14 protein-coding genes are annotated in these 18399 nt (G+C 71.4%); 5 read left to right on the top strand and 9 right to left on the bottom strand.

Annotated elements, in window-relative coordinates:
• Positions 1-25 precede the first annotated feature (25 nt).
• The 6 genes from EUA98_RS11470 to uvrC all read right to left on the bottom strand — a co-directional run bounded on the left by EUA98_RS11470 (position 26) and on the right by uvrC (position 7783).
• Complete coding sequence (locus EUA98_RS11470; protein WP_130102819.1) at positions 26-1225, bottom strand: phosphoglycerate kinase; 1200 nt, start codon at positions 1223-1225, stop codon at positions 26-28.
• A 116-nt stretch (positions 1226-1341) separates the two neighbouring features.
• The gene (gene gap, locus EUA98_RS11475; protein ID WP_130102820.1) at positions 1342-2349 is read right to left on the bottom strand and encodes a type I glyceraldehyde-3-phosphate dehydrogenase; all 1008 of its coding nucleotides are present in this window, start codon (positions 2347-2349) and stop codon (positions 1342-1344) included.
• Between the two features lie 228 nt (positions 2350-2577).
• A complete protein-coding gene (gene whiA, locus EUA98_RS11480) occupies positions 2578-3558 on the bottom strand; it encodes a DNA-binding protein WhiA (RefSeq protein WP_130102821.1) in 981 nt (326 codons plus the stop codon).
• Positions 3559-3574: 16 nt separating this feature from the next.
• Positions 3575-4573, bottom strand: a complete 999-nt coding sequence (locus EUA98_RS11485) for a gluconeogenesis factor YvcK family protein (RefSeq protein ID WP_130102822.1) — start codon at positions 4571-4573, stop codon at positions 3575-3577.
• Positions 4574-4577: 4 nt separating this feature from the next.
• Positions 4578-5522 carry an RNase adapter RapZ gene (gene rapZ, locus EUA98_RS11490; RefSeq protein WP_130102823.1) on the bottom strand — a complete coding sequence of 315 codons (945 nt, stop codon included), beginning with the start codon at positions 5520-5522 and terminating at the stop codon, positions 4578-4580.
• Positions 5519-7783, bottom strand: coding sequence for an excinuclease ABC subunit UvrC (gene uvrC, locus EUA98_RS11495; RefSeq protein WP_130102824.1), 2265 nt, complete (start codon positions 7781-7783; stop codon positions 5519-5521). Before uvrC ends, rapZ begins: the two co-directional genes overlap by 4 nt.
• Before the next feature lie 135 nt (positions 7784-7918).
• Between uvrC and EUA98_RS11500 the strand changes: the two genes are divergently transcribed.
• A complete protein-coding gene (locus tag EUA98_RS11500) occupies positions 7919-8425 on the top strand; it encodes an OsmC family protein (protein WP_130102825.1) in 507 nt (168 codons plus the stop codon).
• A 24-nt stretch (positions 8426-8449) separates the two neighbouring features.
• On the opposite strand, the gene uvrA is transcribed toward EUA98_RS11500, so the two are convergent.
• Positions 8450-11437: an excinuclease ABC subunit UvrA gene (gene uvrA / locus EUA98_RS11505; RefSeq protein WP_242511406.1), complete on the bottom strand. Its 2988-nt coding sequence runs from the start codon at positions 11435-11437 to the stop codon at positions 8450-8452.
• Positions 11438-11532: 95 nt separating this feature from the next.
• Here uvrA and EUA98_RS11510 point away from each other — a divergent pair, with 95 nt between their 5' ends.
• The 4 genes from EUA98_RS11510 (at position 11533) to EUA98_RS11525 (ending at position 14983) form a co-directional block, all read left to right on the top strand.
• Positions 11533-13443, top strand: a complete 1911-nt coding sequence (locus EUA98_RS11510) for a glycoside hydrolase family 15 protein (RefSeq protein WP_434063494.1) — start codon at positions 11533-11535, stop codon at positions 13441-13443.
• Positions 13427-14134 carry an MBL fold metallo-hydrolase gene (locus EUA98_RS11515; protein ID WP_130102827.1) on the top strand — a complete coding sequence of 236 codons (708 nt, stop codon included), beginning with the start codon at positions 13427-13429 and terminating at the stop codon, positions 14132-14134. Before EUA98_RS11510 ends, EUA98_RS11515 begins: the two co-directional genes overlap by 17 nt.
• Before the next feature lie 81 nt (positions 14135-14215).
• Positions 14216-14632 carry a hypothetical protein gene (locus EUA98_RS11520; RefSeq protein ID WP_130102828.1) on the top strand — a complete coding sequence of 139 codons (417 nt, stop codon included), beginning with the start codon at positions 14216-14218 and terminating at the stop codon, positions 14630-14632.
• A gap of 60 nt (positions 14633-14692) precedes the next feature.
• A complete protein-coding gene (locus EUA98_RS11525; RefSeq protein ID WP_130102829.1) occupies positions 14693-14983 on the top strand; it encodes a YciI family protein in 291 nt (96 codons plus the stop codon).
• On the opposite strand, the gene EUA98_RS11530 is transcribed toward EUA98_RS11525, so the two are convergent.
• Together EUA98_RS11530 and uvrB are read right to left on the bottom strand one after the other, a co-directional pair.
• The gene (locus tag EUA98_RS11530; RefSeq protein WP_130102830.1) at positions 14962-15975 is read right to left on the bottom strand and encodes a TerC/Alx family metal homeostasis membrane protein; all 1014 of its coding nucleotides are present in this window, start codon (positions 15973-15975) and stop codon (positions 14962-14964) included. The two genes, EUA98_RS11525 and EUA98_RS11530, sit on opposite strands and share 22 nt — an antisense overlap.
• 224 nt (positions 15976-16199) lie before the next feature.
• On the bottom strand, positions 16200-18299 hold the full coding sequence (gene uvrB, locus EUA98_RS11535) for an excinuclease ABC subunit UvrB (RefSeq protein WP_130102831.1): 2100 nt from the start codon (positions 18297-18299) through the stop codon (positions 16200-16202).
• Between the last annotated feature and the right edge of the window lie 100 nt (positions 18300-18399).

The raw sequence follows: 18399 nt of genomic DNA on the forward strand, positions 1-18399 counted from the left end.
GTGATGAGTGGTCGGATGAGGTGGATCAGGCGTCGAGGACGGCGATCCCGGGCAGCGTCTTGCCCTCGAGGAACTCGAGGCTCGCGCCGCCACCGGTGGAGATGTGCCCGAACTTGCTCTCGTCGAAGCCGAGCAGCCGCACGGCCGCGGCCGAGTCACCACCGCCGACGATCGAGAACGCGCCCTGCTCGCCCGCGTCCACCATGGCCTGCGCGAGGCCGCGCGTGCCGGCGGAGAACGCCTCGAACTCGAACACGCCCATCGGGCCGTTCCAGACGATCGTCTTGGCATCGAGCAGCTTGCTGCGGAACAGCGCGATCGAGTCCGGACCGATATCCAGGCCCATGCGCTCGTCCGGGATCTGGGTCGAGGGCACGACGTCGTGCGGCGAGTCGGGCGCGAAGCCGTCGGCGACGACCGTGTCGGACGGCAGGACGATCTCGACGCCGCGCTCGGCGGCCAGGGCGAGGTAACCCTTGACGGTCTCGACCTGGTCCTGCTCGAGCAGCGACTTGCCCACGGTGTAGCCCTGGGCGGCGAGGAACGTGTACGCCATGCCGCCGCCGATGAGCAGCCGGTCGGCCTTGCCCAGCAGGTTCGCGATGACGCCGAGCTTGTCGGAGACCTTCGAGCCGCCGAGGACGACGACGTACGGGCGCTCGGTGTTCTCGGTCGCCTTGCGCAGCGCCTCGACCTCCTTCAGCACGAGCCCGCCGACGGCGGACGGGAGCTTCAGGGCGATGTCGTAGACCGACGCCTGCTTGCGGTGCACGACGCCGAAGCCGTCGGACACGTAGAAGTCCGCGAGCGTGGCGAGGTCGTCGGCGAGGGCCGCGCGTGCGGCGTCGTCCTTGGACGTCTCGCGCGGGTCGAACCGGATGTTCTCGAGCAGCGCCACCTGGCCGTCGGCGAGGGCGCCGACCGTGGCCGTGGCGGACTCACCGATGGTGTCGGCCGCGAGGTGCACGTCGGCACCGAGCAGCTCGCCCAGGCGCGCGGCGACGGGGGCGAGGGAGTACTTCGCCTCCGGGGCACCCTTCGGGCGACCGAGGTGCGCGGCCACGACGACCTTCGCACCGGCGTCGATCAGCTTCTTGAGCGTCGGGACGGCCGCGCGGACGCGCCCGTCGTCGGTGATCGTCGTTCCGTCGAGGGGGACGTTCAGGTCGCAGCGGACCAGCACGCGCTTGCCGCGCAGGTCGCCGAGGTCGTCAATGGTCTTCATATCGCACTCCGAGGTTCGCAATGGGGGTCGGGACGCAACAGCGTCCGCGTGCTTCGCGCGACCCGAGGGTGGTGCGAAGCACGCGGACGCATGTCAGCTGCTCAGATCAGGCTGCGTCAGAGCCGCTCGCCGACGTACGTGGTCAGCTTGACGAGCGAGTTGGAGTAGCCCCACTCGTTGTCGTACCAGGAGACGACCTTGACCTGGTTGCCGATGACCTTGGTGAGGCCGGCGTCGAAGATCGACGAGGCCGGGTTGGTCACGATGTCCGTGGAGACGATCGGGTCCTCGGTGTACTCAAGGATGCCCTTGAGGCCGGGGGTCTCGGACGCCGCCTTGATGGCCGCGTTGATCTCCTCGGCGGTGGTCTCGCGCGAAGCGATGAACGTGAGGTCCGTCGCCGAGCCGGTCGGGGTCGGAACGCGCAGCGCGTAACCGTCGAGCTTGCCCTTGAGCTGCGGGAGCACGAGCGCGACAGCCTTGGCGGCACCGGTCGACGTCGGCACGATGTTGATCGCGGCGGCGCGGGCACGGCGGAGGTCCTTGTGGGGGCCGTCCTGCAGGTTCTGGTCACCCGTGTAGGCGTGGATCGTCGTCATGAGACCGCTGACGATGCCGACCGTCTGGTCGAGGACCATGGCCATCGGGGCGAGGCAGTTCGTGGTGCAGGACGCGTTCGAGATGATGTGCTGCGTCGCTGCGTCGTAGTCGGTGTGGTTGACACCGACGACGAACGTGCCGTCCTCGTTCTTGGCCGGAGCCGAGATGATGACCTTCTTGGCGCCGGCGGTGATGTGCGCCTTCGCCTTGGTCGCGTCCGTGAAGAACCCGGTCGACTCGATCACGATGTCGGCGCCCAGGGCGGCCCAGGGCAGGTTCGCCGGGTCGCGCTCGGCGAGGACCTTGAACGACTTGCCGTCCACCGTGATGGACGAGTCGTCGAACGTGATCTCGGCGGGAAGCTTGCCGAGGATCGAGTCGTACTTGAGGAGCATCGCGAGAGTCTTGACGTCCGTGAGGTCGTTGACACCCACGATCTCGATGTCCGCCCCGGAAGCCAGAATGGCCCGGAAGAAGTTACGGCCGATACGGCCAAAGCCATTGATACCGACGTGAATGGTCACGTTGCCTCCTCAGCGCCGGCCATCGCCGGCGCACACGATTGCCATGACAAATGAATACACACTGGAAAGCGATTCCGATGCCCCGCGGGATCTCGCCTGCGGACCCGCTGTGGCTCACCGGATGAAACGAGCCTATACCGCCGGCTCACCGGTAGCAGGGACCAACGTCACTCGTGAGACGGCGCCCGCCACCGCACGTGACGCCGCGGGGTCTGACCTGGTCAGACGCTACAGATCGAGCTGGTCGGGACTGAGCCCGGACTCCGTGTCGCCGATCCCCAGCTCGCCCGCGCGCTTGTCCGCAGTGGCCAGCAGCCGCCGGATCCGACCGGCCACGGCGTCCTTGGTGAGCGCGGGCTCGGCCAGCTTGCCCAGCTCCTCGAGCGAGGCGTGCTTGTGCGCCAGGCGGAGCTCGCCGGCCTCGCGCAGATGGTCGGGCAGCTCGGCGCCGAGGATCTCGAAGGCCCGTTCGACCCGTGCGCCGGCGGCGACGGCCGCGCGGGCGGACCGGCGCAGGTTCGCGTCGTCGAAGTTGGCCAGCCGGTTCGCCGTGCCGCGCACCTCGCGGCGCATCCGGCGCTCCTCCCAGACCATCATCGCGTCGTGCGCGCCGAGGCGGACCAGCATCGCGCTGATCGCGTCGCCGTCCCGGATGACGACCCGGTCGACACCGCGCACCTCGCGTGCCTTCGCGGTGATCCCCAGCCGGCGAGCGGCGCCGACGAGCGCGAGCGCGGCCTCCGGTCCGGGGCAGGTCACCTCGAGCGAGGCGGACCGGCCCGGTTCGGTGAGCGAACCGTGCGCGAGGAACGCACCTCGCCAGGCCGCCTCGGCCTCGCCGATGCCGCCGGAGACCACCTGCGGGGGCAGGCCGCGGACGGGTCGACCCCGGTTGTCCAGCAGCCCGGTCTGCCGCGCGAGCGACTCGCCGTCCTTGACCACGCGCACCACGTACCGGCTGCCACGCCGGATGCCGCCGGCCGACACGACGATGACGTCGCTCTTGTGGCCGTAGACCTCCGCGATCGCCTGCCGCAGCCGGCGTGCGGCCACCCCGGTGTCGAGCTCGGCCTCGATGACGATCCGGCCCGAGATGATGTGCAGCCCGCCGGCGAACCGCAGGGTTGCCGAGACCTCCGCCTTGCGGCAGGAGGTCTTGTCGACGTGGAGCCGAGCGAGCTCATCTTTCACCTGTGCCGTCAGCGCCATGGCGTCATCCTGCCATCTACCGTGTCGCTGTTCCGACGTCTCCGAGGAAGTCGTCGAAGACATCGCGATATGCCGCCGCGAGCCGGAGCGGATCGTGCCGGGCCGTCCCGTCACCGGTCCCGACCTGACGAAGCAGCAGGCGAGCGCCCATTTCGGCCGCGGCCGCCTCCAGCGGCGCGACGTCCTCGACCGCGCGGGGATCGGCGATCACGGCGTCGACCCGGAGGTCGGGTGCGTGCTGGTGGAGCACCCGCAGGTGTGCGGTCGCGGACATGCCGTCGGTCTCGCGATCCTTCTCCGGGGAGAGGTTCAGCGTCACGCAGCGCCGGGCGGGCGTGTCGTGCAGCGCCGCCGCCAGCTCGGGCACGAGCAGGTGCGGCAGCACCGAGGTGTACCAGGAGCCCGGCCCCAGGACCACCCAGTCGGCGTCGTTGATGGCGGCGATCGCCTCCGGGCAGGCCGGCGGGTCCGCGGGCACGATCCGGATCTGCTCGATCGTCCCCTGCGCCACCGCGACCGCGCTCTGCCCGTGCACGACGCGGCGGGTCAGGACCGGCCCGTCCGGCCCCGGCAGCAGGCGGGCGACGTCGGCCTCGATCGCGAGCGGGACGGCCGCCATCGGCAGCACGCGGCCCTGCGCGTTGAGCAGGCGACCGACCCAGTCGAGGCCGGCGACGGTGTCTCCGAGCTGTTCCCACAGCGCGACGATGAGCAGGTTCCCGACCGCGTGCTGGTCGAGGCCGCCCGCGGAGGTGAACCGGTGCTGCAGGAGCCCGCTCCAGGTGCGACCCCACTCGGAGTCGTCGCACAGCGCGCTCAGCGCCATCCGCAGGTCGCCCGGCGGGAGCACCCCGAGCTCGTTGCGGAGCCGACCGGACGAGCCGCCGTCGTCCGCGACCGTGACGACCGCGGTGAGGTGGTCCGACATCAGCCGCAGCGCCCGGAGGGTGGCCGCCAGCCCGTGACCGCCACCGAGCGCGACGACGACGGGTCCCGCAGCGCGGGCAGCACTCACGCGGCTACTCCTTACCGAGGTCGCGGGCGCCGACCGTCACCTGCTGGCCGAGCGCGCGCAACTCCCCCGCGATGGCGTTGCTGATCGCGACCGACCGATGCTTGCCCCCCGTGCAACCGACCGCGATCGTGACGTAGCGCTTCTCTTCCTTGAGGTACCCCGCGAGCACCGGCTCGAGCGCGGCGACATACCGCTCGACGAACACGCGCGCCCCGGGCAGGCCCAGCACGTAGTCCCGGACCGGGGCGTCCTGGCCGGTCAGGTGGCGCAGCTCCGTGACCCAGTACGGGTTGGCGAGGAACCGCACGTCGACCACGTGGTCCGCGTCCAGCGGGATCCCGTACTTGAAGCCGAACGAGATGATGTTGATCCGCAGCACGTCGTCGGCCGTCCCCGCGACGGCGGAGCGCACCTCGCGTGCCAGGTCGTGCACGTTGAGCTCAGAGGTGTCGATGATGACGTCGGCCCGCTCGCGCAGGTCCGACAGGAGCGCCCGTTCCGCGCTGATCCCGTCCAGCACTCCCCCGGCGCCCTGCAGCGGGTGCGGCCGACGGACCTGCTCGTAGCGGCGCACGAGAACCGCGTCGGACGCATCGAGGAACAGGATCCGGTACTCGATCCCCAGCTCGCGCAGCGTCTCCAGCACCTGCGCGAGGTCCACGAAGAACTCACCGCCCCGGGCGTCGACCACGGCCGCGAGCCGCTGGACCCCGACGCCGGGTGCGCCGCGGTTCATCATCCCGATGAGCGGTGCGAGCATCTGCGCCGGCAGGTTGTCCACGACGTACCAGTCGAGGTCCTGGAGCACGGCGGCAGCCTTGGTGCGCCCGGCACCGGACATGCCCGTGATGATCAGCACCTGTGCGGCGTTCAGCCGAGGTGAGGGGGTCGCCGCGTCCAAAGCAGGAATGCCGAAGGGGACGGTGATCGGATCTGGTTCGCCGGTCATGCGTCCAGCATGCCAGCCCGATCGCCCATCGCCCGCGGGCTCGCCGGGTCGGGGGCGGCCGACTCGGTCACGTCCGCCGAGCCGGCCCCGGCCCGCGGGTCGTCGTCGGCCGCCACGTCGTCGTCGGCCGCCACCGCGTTGTCGGCTGCCACTGCGTCATCGGCCGCCACCGCGGGGATCGCGGCGCGCGCCGTCGCGGCCAGCGCCTCGACGACCGCGGCCGCGGTCCGCTCCCCCATCCCCGGCACGGACGCGATCTCCTCGACGGAGGCCATCCGCAGCCGCTTGAGCGAGCCGAAGTGCTTGAGCAGCGCGTTCGACCGGGCGGGCCCGAGCCCGGGCACGTCGTCGAGCACGGAGACCGTCATCCCCTTGCCGCGGCGCTTGCGGTGCGCGGTGATGGCGAACCGGTGCGCCTCGTCGCGGACGCGCTGCAGCAGGTACAGCCCCTCCGAGCTGCGTTCGAGGATGACGGGGTAGTCCTCCCCCGGCATCCAGACCTCCTCGAGGCGCTTGGCGAGCCCGCACAGGGCGACGTCGTCGATGCCGAGCTCGGCCAGGGCGCGGGCGGCCGCGGCGACCTGAGGCAGGCCGCCGTCCACCACCACCAGGTTCGGCGGGTAGGCGAACCGCGCCCGCTTGGCTGGGACCTCGGCCCCGACCTCGCCGCTGATCCCCGCGCCGTGCACGGCCAGGCTGCCGGGCCCCTCGGGTCCGACGGCGGTCCTGGGCGCGCCGGGTGGGGCGTCCTCGTCGACGCCGAGCTCGAGCTCCACGTCGCCGGACTGGGAGCGCTCCGCCAGGTAACGCCGGAACCGGCGGGTGATCACCTCGTGCATCGCGGCGGTGTCGTCGCGCGCGCCGTCGCCGTCGGGCCCGCGGAGCGCGAACGTGCGGTACTCGCTCTTGCGCGCCACCCCGTCCTCGAACACGACCATCGAGGCCATCTGGTAGGTGCCCTGCGTGTGCGAGATGTCGTAGCACTCGATGCGCAACGGCGCCGTCGACAGGTCCAGCCCCTCTTGGATCTCGCGCAACGCCTGGCTCCGCGTGGTCAGGTCGCCGGCGCGCTTGGTGCGGTGCAGCGCGAGGGCGTGCTCGGCGTTGCGCCGCACCGTCTCGGCCAGCTCGCGCTTGTCGCCGCGCTGCGGGACCCGGACGTCGACCCGGCTGCCGCGCAGCCCGGCGAGCCAGGCGGAGACCTGGGCCGGGTCGGGCGGCAGCACCGGGACGAGGACCTCCCGCGGCACGGCCCCCGCCGCGGCCCGGACCGCAGGAGCCGGCTCGCCGCGGGACCGCGAGCCCGAGCCGATGAACGCCAGCTCCTCGGCGCCGTAGACCTGCTGCAGCAGGTGCTCGACGAGCTCGGCGTCGGTGACGTCCTCGACCTTCTCCACGATCCAGCCGCGCTGGCCCCGGATCCGGCCGTCGCGCACGTGGAACACCTGCACCGCGGCCTCGAGGTCGTCGCCCACGAGCGCGAAGATGTCGGCGTCCGTGCCGTCCTGCAGCACGACGGCGTTCTTCTCGGTCGCCCGCTCGAGCGCCCCGATGTCGTCCCGGAGCCGGCCGGCCTGCTCGTAGTCCTGGATCGCTGCCGCCTCCTGCATGCGCTCGGTCAGCCGCCGGATGAACTTGGCGGTGTCACCGGCCATGAACGCGCAGAAGTCCTCGGCCAGCGCGTGGTGGTCGGCCGGGCTGATGCGGCCGACGCAGGGCGCCGCGCACTTGTCGATGTAGCCGAGCAGGCAGGGCCGGCCCTGCTGGTTCGCGCGCTTGTAGACGCCGGCCGAGCACGTGCGCACCGGGAAGACCCGCAGCAGCAGGTCGACGGTCTCGCGGATCGCCCACGCGTGCGCGAACGGGCCGAAGTAGCGGGTGCCGGGCCGCTTGGCGCCGCGCATCACCTGCACGCGCGGGATCTTGTCCGCGAGCGTGACCGCCAGGTACGGGTAGGACTTGTCGTCGCGGTACTTGACGTTGAACCGCGGGTCGAACTCCTTGATCCAGGAGTACTCGAGCGAGAGCGCCTCGACCTCGGTGCCGACGACCGTCCATTCGACGGAGGCGGCGGTCGTCACCATCGACTGGGTCCGCGGGTGCAGCGCGGACAGGTCCTGGAAGTAGTTCGCCAGCCGTGAGCGCAGGCTGTTCGCCTTGCCCACGTAGATCACGCGGCCGTGCTCGTCGCGGAACCGGTACACGCCCGGTGAGTCCGGCACCTGCCCCGGGGCGGGGCGGTACGTCGCGGGATCAGCCATGTCGGTGAGCGTAGTTCGTCCTTCTGACAGCCCCCACAGCCCCGTCACCCCCCACCGCCCCGGCGGACCAACCCCGGCACGCCCGGCAAAGCAGGGCATTCGCCCCGGCCCGCCGCACACCGATAGCGTTCCTAGATGACCGCCACCCACACGTACACCGTCGACGTCACCTGGACCGGGGCCGGCCACACCGGCACCACGAGCTACACGGCCTACAGCCGGGACCATGACATCTCGATCCCCGGTCGGCCGGTGCTGCTGGGGTCCGCCGACCCCGCGTTCCGGGGCGACCCGGCGCGGTACAGCCCGGAGCAGCTCTTCGTGGCGTCGTTGTCCGAGTGCCACATGCTGTGGTTCCTCCACCTCGCGGCGCGCGACGGCGTCGTCGTCGTCGGCTACGAGGACGAGGCCGTGGGCACGATGCGGGTCGAGTCGGCGGGTGCCGGCCAGTTCATCAACGTCGTGCTGCGTCCGCGCGTCACGGTGCGGCTGCCCGCGGCGGACGACCCGACCTCGACCCGCCCGGTGACCGACGCCCGGCTCGCGGCCGTGCACGAGCTCGCGCACGAGCACTGCTTCGTGTCGCGGTCGGTCAACTTCCCGGTCCTGATCGAGCCCGCCCGGCTGACCACCGCGGACTGACCCGGCTCCGCGGGCCGACCCCGGTCAGCTCGCCTTGGCTGCGGCCCGGGCCTTGGCGCTGCGCGCCGGCGCCTTCCGTTTCGCGGCCTTCGCCGGTGCGGTGACCTTCGCCGGACCGCCGGCGCCGAGCGCGCTCGTGGCCAGCAGGACGCTCGCGGGCGCGACCGCCGGACCCGCGGCGAGCGTCGCAGCGAGGAACTGGCCCGTGTAGCTGCCGGCCACCGAGGCCACGTGCTCGGGGGTGCCCTCGGCCACGACCATCCCGCCGCCGCTGCCACCCTCGGGGCCCATGTCGATGACCCAGTCGGCGTTCTTGATCACGTCCAGGTTGTGCTCGATGACCAGGACGCTGTTGCCCTTGTCGACCAGCGACTGCAGCACCCCGAGCAGCTTGCGGATGTCCTCGAAGTGCAGGCCGGTGGTCGGCTCGTCGAGCACGTAGATCGTCCGGCCGGTGGACCGCTTCTGCAGCTCGGCCGCGAGCTTCACGCGCTGCGCCTCACCGCCCGAGAGGGTCGGTGCAGGCTGGCCGAGCCGGACGTACCCGAGGCCGACGTCGACCAGCGTGCGCAGGTGCCGAGCGATCGCGGGGACGGCGGCGAAGAAGTCGGCGGCCTCCTCGATCGGCATGTTGAGCACGTCGGCGACGGTCTTGCCCTTGAAGTGCACCTCGAGCGTCTCGCGGTTGTACCGCGCGGAGTGGCACACCTCGCACGGCACGTACACGTCCGGCAGGAAGTTCATCTCAATCTTCAGCGTGCCGTCGCCCGAGCACGCCTCGCAGCGTCCCCCCTTGACGTTGAACGAGAACCGGCCGGGCGCGTAGCCGCGGACCTTCGCCTCGGTCGTCTCGGCGAACAGCCGGCGCACGTGGTCCCAGACGCCGGTGTACGTGGCCGGGTTCGACCGCGGCGTGCGACCGATCGGACCCTGGTCGACGTGCACCACCTTGTCCAGGTGCTCGAGGCCGGTGACGCGCTTGTGCCGACCGGCCACCTGCCGCGCCCCGTTGAGCTCGTTGGCCAGCACCGTGTACAGGATCGTGTTGACCAGGGTCGACTTGCCCGAGCCCGAGACGCCGGTGATCGCGACCAGCGCGCCGAGCGGGAAGGACACGTCGATCCCGGTGAGGTTGTGCTCGCGCGCACCGACCACCGTGAGCATCCGGTCCGGATCGATCGGCCGACGCTCGCTGGGCATCGGGATCGACCGGCGGCCGGAGAGGTAGGCCCCCGTGACGGAGTCCTGCGCTGCGAGCAGCCCCGCGAGGTCGCCGGAGTGCACCACCCGACCACCGTGCTCGCCCGCCCCCGGGCCGATGTCGACGATCCAGTCCGCCGAGCGGATGGTGTCCTCGTCGTGCTCGACGACGATCAGGCTGTTGCCCAGGTCACGCAGGCGCGTGAGCGTCTCGATGAGCCGGCGGTTGTCCCGCTGGTGCAGGCCGATGCTCGGCTCGTCGAGCACGTAGAGCACGCCGACGAGGCCCGAGCCGATCTGGGTGGCGAGCCGGATGCGCTGCGCCTCCCCACCGGACAGGGTCCCGGCCGGTCGCTCGAGCGAGAGGTAGTCGAGCCCGACGTCGAGCAGGAAGCCCAGCCGCGCCTGGATCTCCTTGAGCACCTGGGCCGCGATGGCCTTCTCGCGCTCCCCGAGCTCGAGCGCGTCGAGGAAGTCCCGCGCCTCGCGCAGCGGCAACGCGCAGACCTCGGCGATCGAGGCGCCGCCGACCTTGACGGCGAGCACCTCGGGCTTGAGCCGCGCACCCCCGCAGGCCGGGCACGGCACCTGGCGCATGAACGCCTCGTACTTCTCCTTGCTCCAGTCCGACTCGGTCTCGCCGTGCCGGCGCTCGAGGAACGTCATCACGCCCTCGAACCCGGTCGAGTACTGCCGCTCGCGACCCCAGCGGTTCTTGTACTTGACCTTGACCTCGTGGTTCTCGCCGAAGAGCACCGCGTCCTTCGCGCGCTGCGGCAGCGCACGCCAGGGCATGTCCATCGAGAAGCCGAGGTCGCTCGCCAGGGCGGAGAGCACCCGCGCGAAGTACTCCGAGGAGATCTGCGCCCAGGGCGCGACCGCGCCGTCGGCCAGCGACAGGTCCTCGTCCGGGACGACGAGCTCGGGGTCGACCTCGAGCCGGCTGCCGATCCCGGTGCACTCGGCGCACGCGCCGTAGGGAGCGTTGAACGAGAACGTGCGCGGCTCGATCTCCTCGAGCGCGAGCTGGTGGTCGTTGGGGCAGGCCCGGTGCTCGGAGAACCGGCGCTCGCGCTCCGGGTCGTCCACGTCGGCGTCGACGAGCTCGACGACGAGCAGCCCGCCGGCCAGGCCGAGCGCGGTCTCGACGGAGTCCGTCAGCCGACGGCGCACGCCCTCCTTGGACACGAGCCGGTCGATGACCACCTCGATGTCGTGCTTGAGCTTCTTCTCGAGCGTGGGCGGCTCGGTGAGCTGGACGACGACGCCGTCGACCCGGGCCCGCGCGAAGCCCTTGGCCTGCAGCTCCTTGAACAGCTCGGCGTACTCGCCCTTGCGGCCGCGCACCACGGGCGCGAGCACCTGGTACCGCACCCCCTCGGGCAGCTCGAGCAGCCGGTCGACGATCTGCTGGGGGGTCTGCTTGCTGACCTGCTCGCCGCACTGCGGGCAGAACTGGGTCCCGGCACGTGCGAACAGCAGCCGCAGGTAGTCGTACACCTCGGTGATCGTGCCGACGGTCGACCGCGGGTTGCGGTTGGTCGACTTCTGGTCGATCGAGACCGCCGGCGACAGGCCCTCGATGAAGTCGACGTCGGGCTTGTCCATCTGCCCGAGGAACTGGCGCGCGTACGCGGACAGCGACTCGACGTACCGGCGCTGCCCCTCCGCGAAGATGGTGTCGAACGCGAGGGACGACTTGCCCGAACCCGACAAACCGGTGAAGACGATGAGCTTGTCCCGCGGGAGATCAAGGTCGACGTTGCGGAGGTTGTGCTCGCGAGCACCCTGGACTACGAGTCGGTCGTTCACGTCGACCATGCTACGGCGAAATCCTCGATCCGTACACCTGTTCGAAGACGAGCGGTCGCCGGGACGCCGCGCCTCGCCAGCGGCAGACTGGCACCGTGCCCCGTCCCGCGCCCGTCGCCCCGGATCTGCCGCCGCGCGCGGCCCGGCACGCACCGGGGCGCCCGTCCACCCCGATCGAGGAGTACGCGGTCCTCGGCGACGGCCGGACGGCCGCGCTCGTCTCCCGGCGCGGCTCGGTCGACTGGCTCTGCCTGCCCCGCTTCGACTCCCCCGCGTGCTTCGCGGCCCTGCTGGGCGGGCCGGACCACGGCCGCTGGTTGCTCACGGTGCCCGACGCCGTCCGCGTCACCCGCCGGTACGACGGCGACTCGTTCGTGCTGGTGACGACCTACGAGTCGCCGTCGGGCACCGCCGTGGTGCACGAGGCGATGCCGGTCGAGGACGGGCGGGCCGACCTCGTGCGCCGGATCGAGGTGGTGCGCGGGACGGTGACCGTCGCGCACGAGTGGATCGTCCGGTTCGGCTACGGCGCGTTCGTCCCGTGGGTGCGGCGGGTCACCGACCCGGACGGCCGCAGCGCCATCCGCGCGATCGCCGGCCCGGACTCGCTGCTGCTGCGCGGCGACCGGCTCCCGGTCGCGGCCGACCGCCGTCATCGCGACGTGTTCCAGCTGTCGGTCGGCGAACGGGTCGAGCTCTCCGCGACCTGGTCGCGGTCGTGGGAGCCCGTCCCGCGGGTGCGGTCGATCGCCGACGCGATCGACCGCACCCGCGTCCAGTGGAGCCGGTGGGCGCGCAGCTGCGCGTACCAGGGGCCGCACCGGGCCGCGGTGGTCCGCTCGCTCCTCGTGCTGCGGATGCTCACCGACAACCAGACGGGCGGGATCGTCGCGGCGCCGACGACGTCGCTCCCCGAGGATCCGGGCGGCGTGCGCAACTGGGACTACCGGTTCTGCTGGCTGCGGGACGCCGCGCTGACGCTCGAGGCGCTGCTCGAGTTCGGGTACCGCGCGGAGGCGACCGGTTGGCGGGACTGGTTGCTGCGCGCCGTCGCGGGGAGCCCCCAGGACCTGCAGATCATGTACGGCGCGGACGGCCGCCGGGACCTGCCCGAGCGTGCGCTCGACCACCTGCCCGGCTACGCCGGGTCGCGCCCGGTCCGGATCGGGAACGCCGCGGTGGGTCAGCTGCAGAACGACGTGCTCGGCGAGGTGATGTGTGCGCTGCACCTGGCCCGGCACGCGGGGCTCGAGGACACGGCGGACAGCTGGGCGCTGCAGCGACGCCTGGTCAACCACCTCGAGCTGGTGTGGCGCGAACCCGACCGGGGGATCTGGGAGGTCCGGGGCGAGGCGCGACATTTCACGCACTCCAAGGTGATGGCGTGGGCCGCGTTCGACCGGGCGGTCCTCGCGGTCGAGCACCACGGGCTGACCGGTCCGAGCACCCGCTGGCGGGCAGCCCGCGACGAGATCCACGCCGACGTGCTCGCCCACGGGTACGACGCCGACCGGGGCACCTTCGTGCAGTACTACGGCGCACGCCACACGGACGCGGCGCTGCTGCAGATCGCGCAGGTCGGCTTCCTGCCCGCGGACGACCCGCGGTTCGTCGGCACCGTGGCCGCGATCCGGGCCGAGCTCGAGGTCGACGACGGGCTCGTCCACCGCTACCGGACCGAGCTGGCCGCCGACGGCCTGCCCGGCGGCGAGCACCCGTTCCTCGCGTGCAGCTTCTGGCTCGCCGACGCCCTGGCGCGATCGGGTGACGTCACGGAGTCCGGTCGCCTGCTGGCCCGGCTCGTCGGGCTGGTGAACGACGTCGGCCTGCTCGCCGAGGAGTACGACGTCGCAGGTGGGCGGATGGTGGGAAACTTCCCGCAGGCCCTGTCGCACCTCGCCCTGGTGCGCGCGGTCTACAGCCATGACTGTGCGGTGCGCCGCGCGGCCCGAGAGACGCGGCCCACCGCAGAACGGCAGGAGAGCACCCATGCCCTACACCGGTGAGGTCGTTCGCGGCGGGCCGACCGCCGTCCGGGAGCTCAGCGAGCTGATCGTGCGCAAGGCAGCGGTCGGCCCCCTCAGCAACAACGCCTACCTGTTGACCTGCCGGGCCAGCGGTGCCCAGCTGCTCATCGACGCCGCCGACGAGCCCGACCGGCTGCTCGATCTCGTGCGCGAGGGCTCCCGGGGGGCGCGCCTCGACCTGGTCGTGACCACCCACCGGCACGCCGATCACCACCAGGGGCTCGAGTCGATCGTCACGATCACGAGCGCGCTGACCGCTGCCGGGGCCGACGACGCCGCCGGGATCGAGGTCCCGACCAACCGCCGGCTGCGGCACGGCGACGCCATCGCCGTCGGGCACCTCACCCTCGAGGTGATCGCCCTGCGCGGGCACACCCCCGGGTCGATCGCGCTCGCCTACCGCGAGCCCACGCACGGAGCGTCCTTGCCACCCGCGGCCGACGACGTCGTGCCGGGCCGGGTGCACCTGTTCACCGGGGACTCCCTGTTCCCCGGCGGCCCGGGCAAGACCGCCGGTCCGGCGCAGTTCGCGCAGCTCCTGGGTGATCTGGAGTCCCGCGTGTTCGCCCGGTTCGACGACACCACCTGGGTGTACCCGGGGCACGGCGCCGACACGACCGTCGGGGCCGAGCGCCCGCACCTCGCCGAGTGGCGTGCGCGCGGCTGGTGAACGCGAGGCTGGTGAACGCGGCCGGTCGCGGGCTGGCCTACGCTCGTTGCCCGACGCATCGCGACCCGCTTGGAGACCGCCGTGACATCCGCCCCTGGTCCCGCCCTCGACCCCGACGAGACCGGACCGCAGCACTGGTGGCAGGGCGAGCGCTGGTCGCGGGCGCTCACCGCGGTGGGGTCGCAGCTGCGCCCGCCCGCCGAGGAACCGCTCGCCGACGCGATCCCCGCGGCGACCGGAGCGGGCTTCCCGTTCACCCGGCCCTGGCGGCGCGACTGGGTCTTCTGGTGGGCGATGACGCTCACGGCGGTCCTGCTCGTGGGGTTCGCCGTCGACGTGACGAACCGCTATGCCGGGTTCAACCTGTCGGCGTGGCTGATCGACAGCGCGATCGGGCTGCCGCTGGTCTTCGTCGTGCTCGTGCTCCCGGTCGCCGTGATCCGCGCCCTGGTCCGCGCGCAGCGCACCCGGTCCGCGAACCGGCGCGCCGGGCTCTGAGCCGCCCGGCCGCACGGGTCGAGGACGGTCGGCGGCCCGGGCTGCGGCAGGATGGCCGCCATGACCACCTTCGCTGTGCAGTACACCTATGACGACCGCGCCGACCGCCGGGACGAGGTCCGCCCCGCCCATCGCGCGTTCCTGGCCGGCCTGTACGGCACCGGTGCCCTGCTGGCCTCGGGCCCCTTGGCCGACGACGACGGCGCGCCCGGCGCGCTCCTCATCGTCGCGGCGACCTCCGATCAGGAGGCCGCCGAGCTGCTCGACGCCGACCCGTTCGCCCACGATGGCCTGATCGCCGCGCGCGTGATCCGCGGCTGGGTGCAGGTCTACGGGCCCTGGACCGACTGAACGGCGGCGCGGGCGGCCCGCCGGTCGTCCCGACGGACCTTCGCCAGGCTGAACACCGTGGTGAGGGCGAGCGTCACCACGATCATCCCGAGGGAGACGCCGATGGACAGCTGAGGCGCCCACCCGACCGGCTCCCCGCCGTTGATGAACGGGAGCTCGTTCTCGTGCAGCGCGTTGAGCAGCAGCTTGACCCCGATGAAGCCGAGCAGCACGGCCAGCCCGACGTTGAGGTAGACGAGCCGGGTCAGCAGCTCGCCGAGCAGGAAGTACAGCTGGCGCAGCCCCATCAGCGCGAAGATGTTGGCCATCAGGATGAGGTACGGCTCGCTCGTCAACCCGAAGATCGCCGGGATCGAGTCGAACGCGAACAGCAGGTCGGTCGCGCCGAGCGCCACCAGGACGAGGAGCATCGGCGTCACCAGACGCTTGCCCCCTTCGCGGACGGTGAGGTTCACGCCGTGCCAGTCCGGGGTCGAGGGCAGCACCCGCTGCAGCCAGCGCAGCACGAGCGGCGGGTGGAACTCGTCGTCCTCGAGCTCCCCCTCGCGGCCGACCTTGATGGCCGTCCAGATCAAGAACGCGCCGAACAGGTAGAACACCCAGGAGAAGTTCGAGATCGCGGCCGCGCCGAGCGCGATGAAGATCCCGCGGAACACGAGCGCGAGGATGATCCCGACGAGCAACGCGGACTGCTGCAGCGGTCGCGGTACGCCGAACTTGGCCATGATCAGCAAGAACACGAAGAGGTTGTCGACCGACAGCGAGTACTCGGTCAGCCAGCCGGCGTAGTACTCCCCTGCGTACTGGCCGCCGCTCGTCGCCCAGACCCCGAGTCCGAAGACCACGGCCAGACCCACGTACAGCCCCAGGTAGCGCAGGCACTCGGCGGTCGACGGCACGTGCGGGCGCCGCCCGACGACGACGACATCGACCACGAGCAGCGTCACGGCGAGGCCGAGCGTGACCAACCAGACGAGCGGGGACACATCCACGAAGCAAACCTCCGGTGCGAAGACTGACGGGGACCGAAGGTCTCCTCCGCCCGGTCGCGAACGACCTGGACCGATGGCACCGGGACGACCTCTCAGTCGGCCGTGCTGACGACGCCACCGCGCGGGAGTACTCCCCAACGACGCCCCACCCTATGCCCTCGGCTCGATGCCCTCACGCTCGGGCCCGCCCCGCCGGTGGCGTCGCGACGGTCAGGCCGTAACGGTCAGGCCGTGGCGGCGTGCATCTGCCGCAGCTCCTTCTTGAGCCCCGAGATCTCGTCCCGCAGCCTGGCCGCCAGCTCGAACTGGAGCTCGGCGGCGGCGGCGTGCATCTGGTCGCTGAGCTCCTGGATGAGCTCGGCCAGCTCCCCCGCGGCGATCCCCGCGAGGCCGACCCGGGACCCGACCGGCGCGGCGCCCCGGCCGGTCACCGCGGCCCTGCCCCGGGGGTCCTTGCGGTACCCGCCGGCGAGCAGCTCCGCGGTGTCGACGTCCTCCCGGTTGAGCATGTCGGTGATGTCGCCGATCTTCTTGCGCAGCGGCGTCGGGTCGATGCCGTGCTCCAGGTTGTAGGCCACCTGCTTCGCGCGCCGACGCGTCGTCTCGTCGATGGCCTTCTCCATGGCAGCCGTGATCTTGTCGGCGTACATGTGCACCTCGCCCGAGACGTTCCGGGCGGCGCGGCCGATCGTCTGGATGAGCGAGGTGCCCGACCGCAGGAAGCCCTCCTTGTCCGCATCGAGGATGCTCACCAGAGAGACCTCCGGCAGGTCGAGCCCCTCACGCAGGAGGTTGATGCCCACCAGGACGTCGAACTGCCCCATGCGCAGCTCGCGCAACAGCTCGACCCGACGCAGCGTGTCGACCTCCGAGTGCAGGTAGCGCACCCGCACCCCCTTCTCGAGCAGGTAGTCGGTGAGGTCCTCCGACATCTTCTTGGTCAGGGTCGTGACGAGCACGCGCTCGTTGCGGTCCGCGCGCACGCGGATCTCCTCGAGCAGGTCGTCGATCTGGCCGGCGGTGGGCTTGACCACGATCTGCGGGTCGACCAGCCCGGTCGGGCGGATGATCTGCTCGACCGTGCCGTCGGCCATCGACAGCTCGTAGTTGCCGGGCGTCGCCGACAGGTAGACCGTCTGGCCGACCCGCTCGACGAACTCGTCCCACCGCAGCGGGCGGTTGTCCATCGCGCTGGGCAGGCGGAACCCGAAGTCGACGAGGTTCCGCTTGCGCGACCTGTCCCCCTCGTACATCGCGCCGATCTGCGGCACGGTGACGTGCGACTCGTCGATGACGAGCAGGAAGTCCTCGGGGAAGTAGTCGAGCAGCGTGTGCGGCGCCGTCCCGGGATCGCGCCCGTCGATGTGCCGGGAGTAGTTCTCGATCCCGGAGCAGGACCCGATCTGCCGCATCATCTCGATGTCGTAGGTGGTGCGCATGCGCAGCCGCTGGGCCTCGAGCAGCTTGCCCTGGCGCTCGAGCTCCTCGAGCCGGAGCGCGAGCTCCGCCTCGATCGACCCGATCGCCTTCTCCATCCGCTCCGGCCCGGCGACGTAGTGGGTCGCGGGGAAGATGAACATCTGCTCCTCGGAGCGCACGACGTCGCCCGTGAGCGGGTGCAGGGTGGCGATCGCCTCGATCTCGTCCCCGAAGAACTCGATCCGGATCGCCAGCTCCTCGTACACCGGGATGATCTCGACCGTGTCGCCGCGCACGCGGAACGTGCCGCGCGTGAACGCGATGTCGTTGCGGCTGTACTGCATCGTGACGAACTTGCGCAGCAGGTCGTCCCGGACGATGTGGTCGCCGACCGAGAGCCGGACCATCCGGTCCACGTACTCCTGCGGCGTGCCCAGGCCGTAGATGCAGGACACCGACGCGACCACGATCACGTCCCGCCGGGTCAGCAGCGAGCTCGTCGCCGAGTGCCGCAGCCGCTCGACCTCGTCGTTGATCGACGAGTCCTTCTCGATGAAGGTGTCCGTCTGGGCGATGTAGGCCTCGGGCTGGTAGTAGTCGTAGTACGAGACGAAGTACTCGACCGCGTTGTTCGGCAGCAGCTCTTTGAACTCCGTCGCGAGCTGGGCCGCGAGCGTCTTGTTCGGCGCCATGACCAGCGTCGGGCGCTGCAGCTTCTCGATGAGCCAGGCCGTGGTCGCGGACTTGCCGGTACCGGTCGCACCGAGCAGCACGACGTCCTTCTCCCCGGCCTGGACCCGGGCGGTGAGGTCCGCGATCGCCGTCGGCTGATCGCCGGACGGGGTGTAGTCGGAGATGACCTCGAACGGCGCGACGGTTCGCTGCAGATCAGTGACAGGACGCATGCGACAACCGTACGACGCGCCACCCCACGGTGATGATGGCAACACCTCGTTCAAGGTGTGACTCAGCCACCCACTGACGTTCTTGTGGACTGTCTTGTGC

The organism is Pengzhenrongella frigida, assembly GCF_004168625.1.
Lineage (GTDB): Bacteria > Actinomycetota > Actinomycetes > Actinomycetales > Cellulomonadaceae > Pengzhenrongella > Pengzhenrongella frigida.

Bases quoted from the DNA above. Each gene is read 5' to 3' on its own strand.
- EUA98_RS11470 (WP_130102819.1), bottom strand. From the start codon at position 1,225: ATGAAGACCATTGACGACCTCGGCGACCTGCGCGGCAAGCGCGTGCTG.
- whiA (WP_130102821.1), bottom strand. From the start codon at position 3,558: ATGGCGCTGACGGCACAGGTGAAAGATGAGCTCGCTCGGCTCCACGTC.
- rapZ (WP_130102823.1), bottom strand. From the start codon at position 5,522: ATGACCGGCGAACCAGATCCGATCACCGTCCCCTTCGGCATTCCTGCT.
- uvrC (WP_130102824.1), bottom strand. From the start codon at position 7,783: ATGGCTGATCCCGCGACGTACCGCCCCGCCCCGGGGCAGGTGCCGGAC.
- EUA98_RS11500 (WP_130102825.1), top strand. From the start codon at position 7,919: ATGACCGCCACCCACACGTACACCGTCGACGTCACCTGGACCGGGGCC.
- EUA98_RS11515 (WP_130102827.1), top strand. From the start codon at position 13,427: ATGCCCTACACCGGTGAGGTCGTTCGCGGCGGGCCGACCGCCGTCCGG.
- EUA98_RS11525 (WP_130102829.1), top strand. From the start codon at position 14,693: ATGACCACCTTCGCTGTGCAGTACACCTATGACGACCGCGCCGACCGC.
- uvrB (WP_130102831.1), bottom strand. From the start codon at position 18,299: ATGCGTCCTGTCACTGATCTGCAGCGAACCGTCGCGCCGTTCGAGGTC.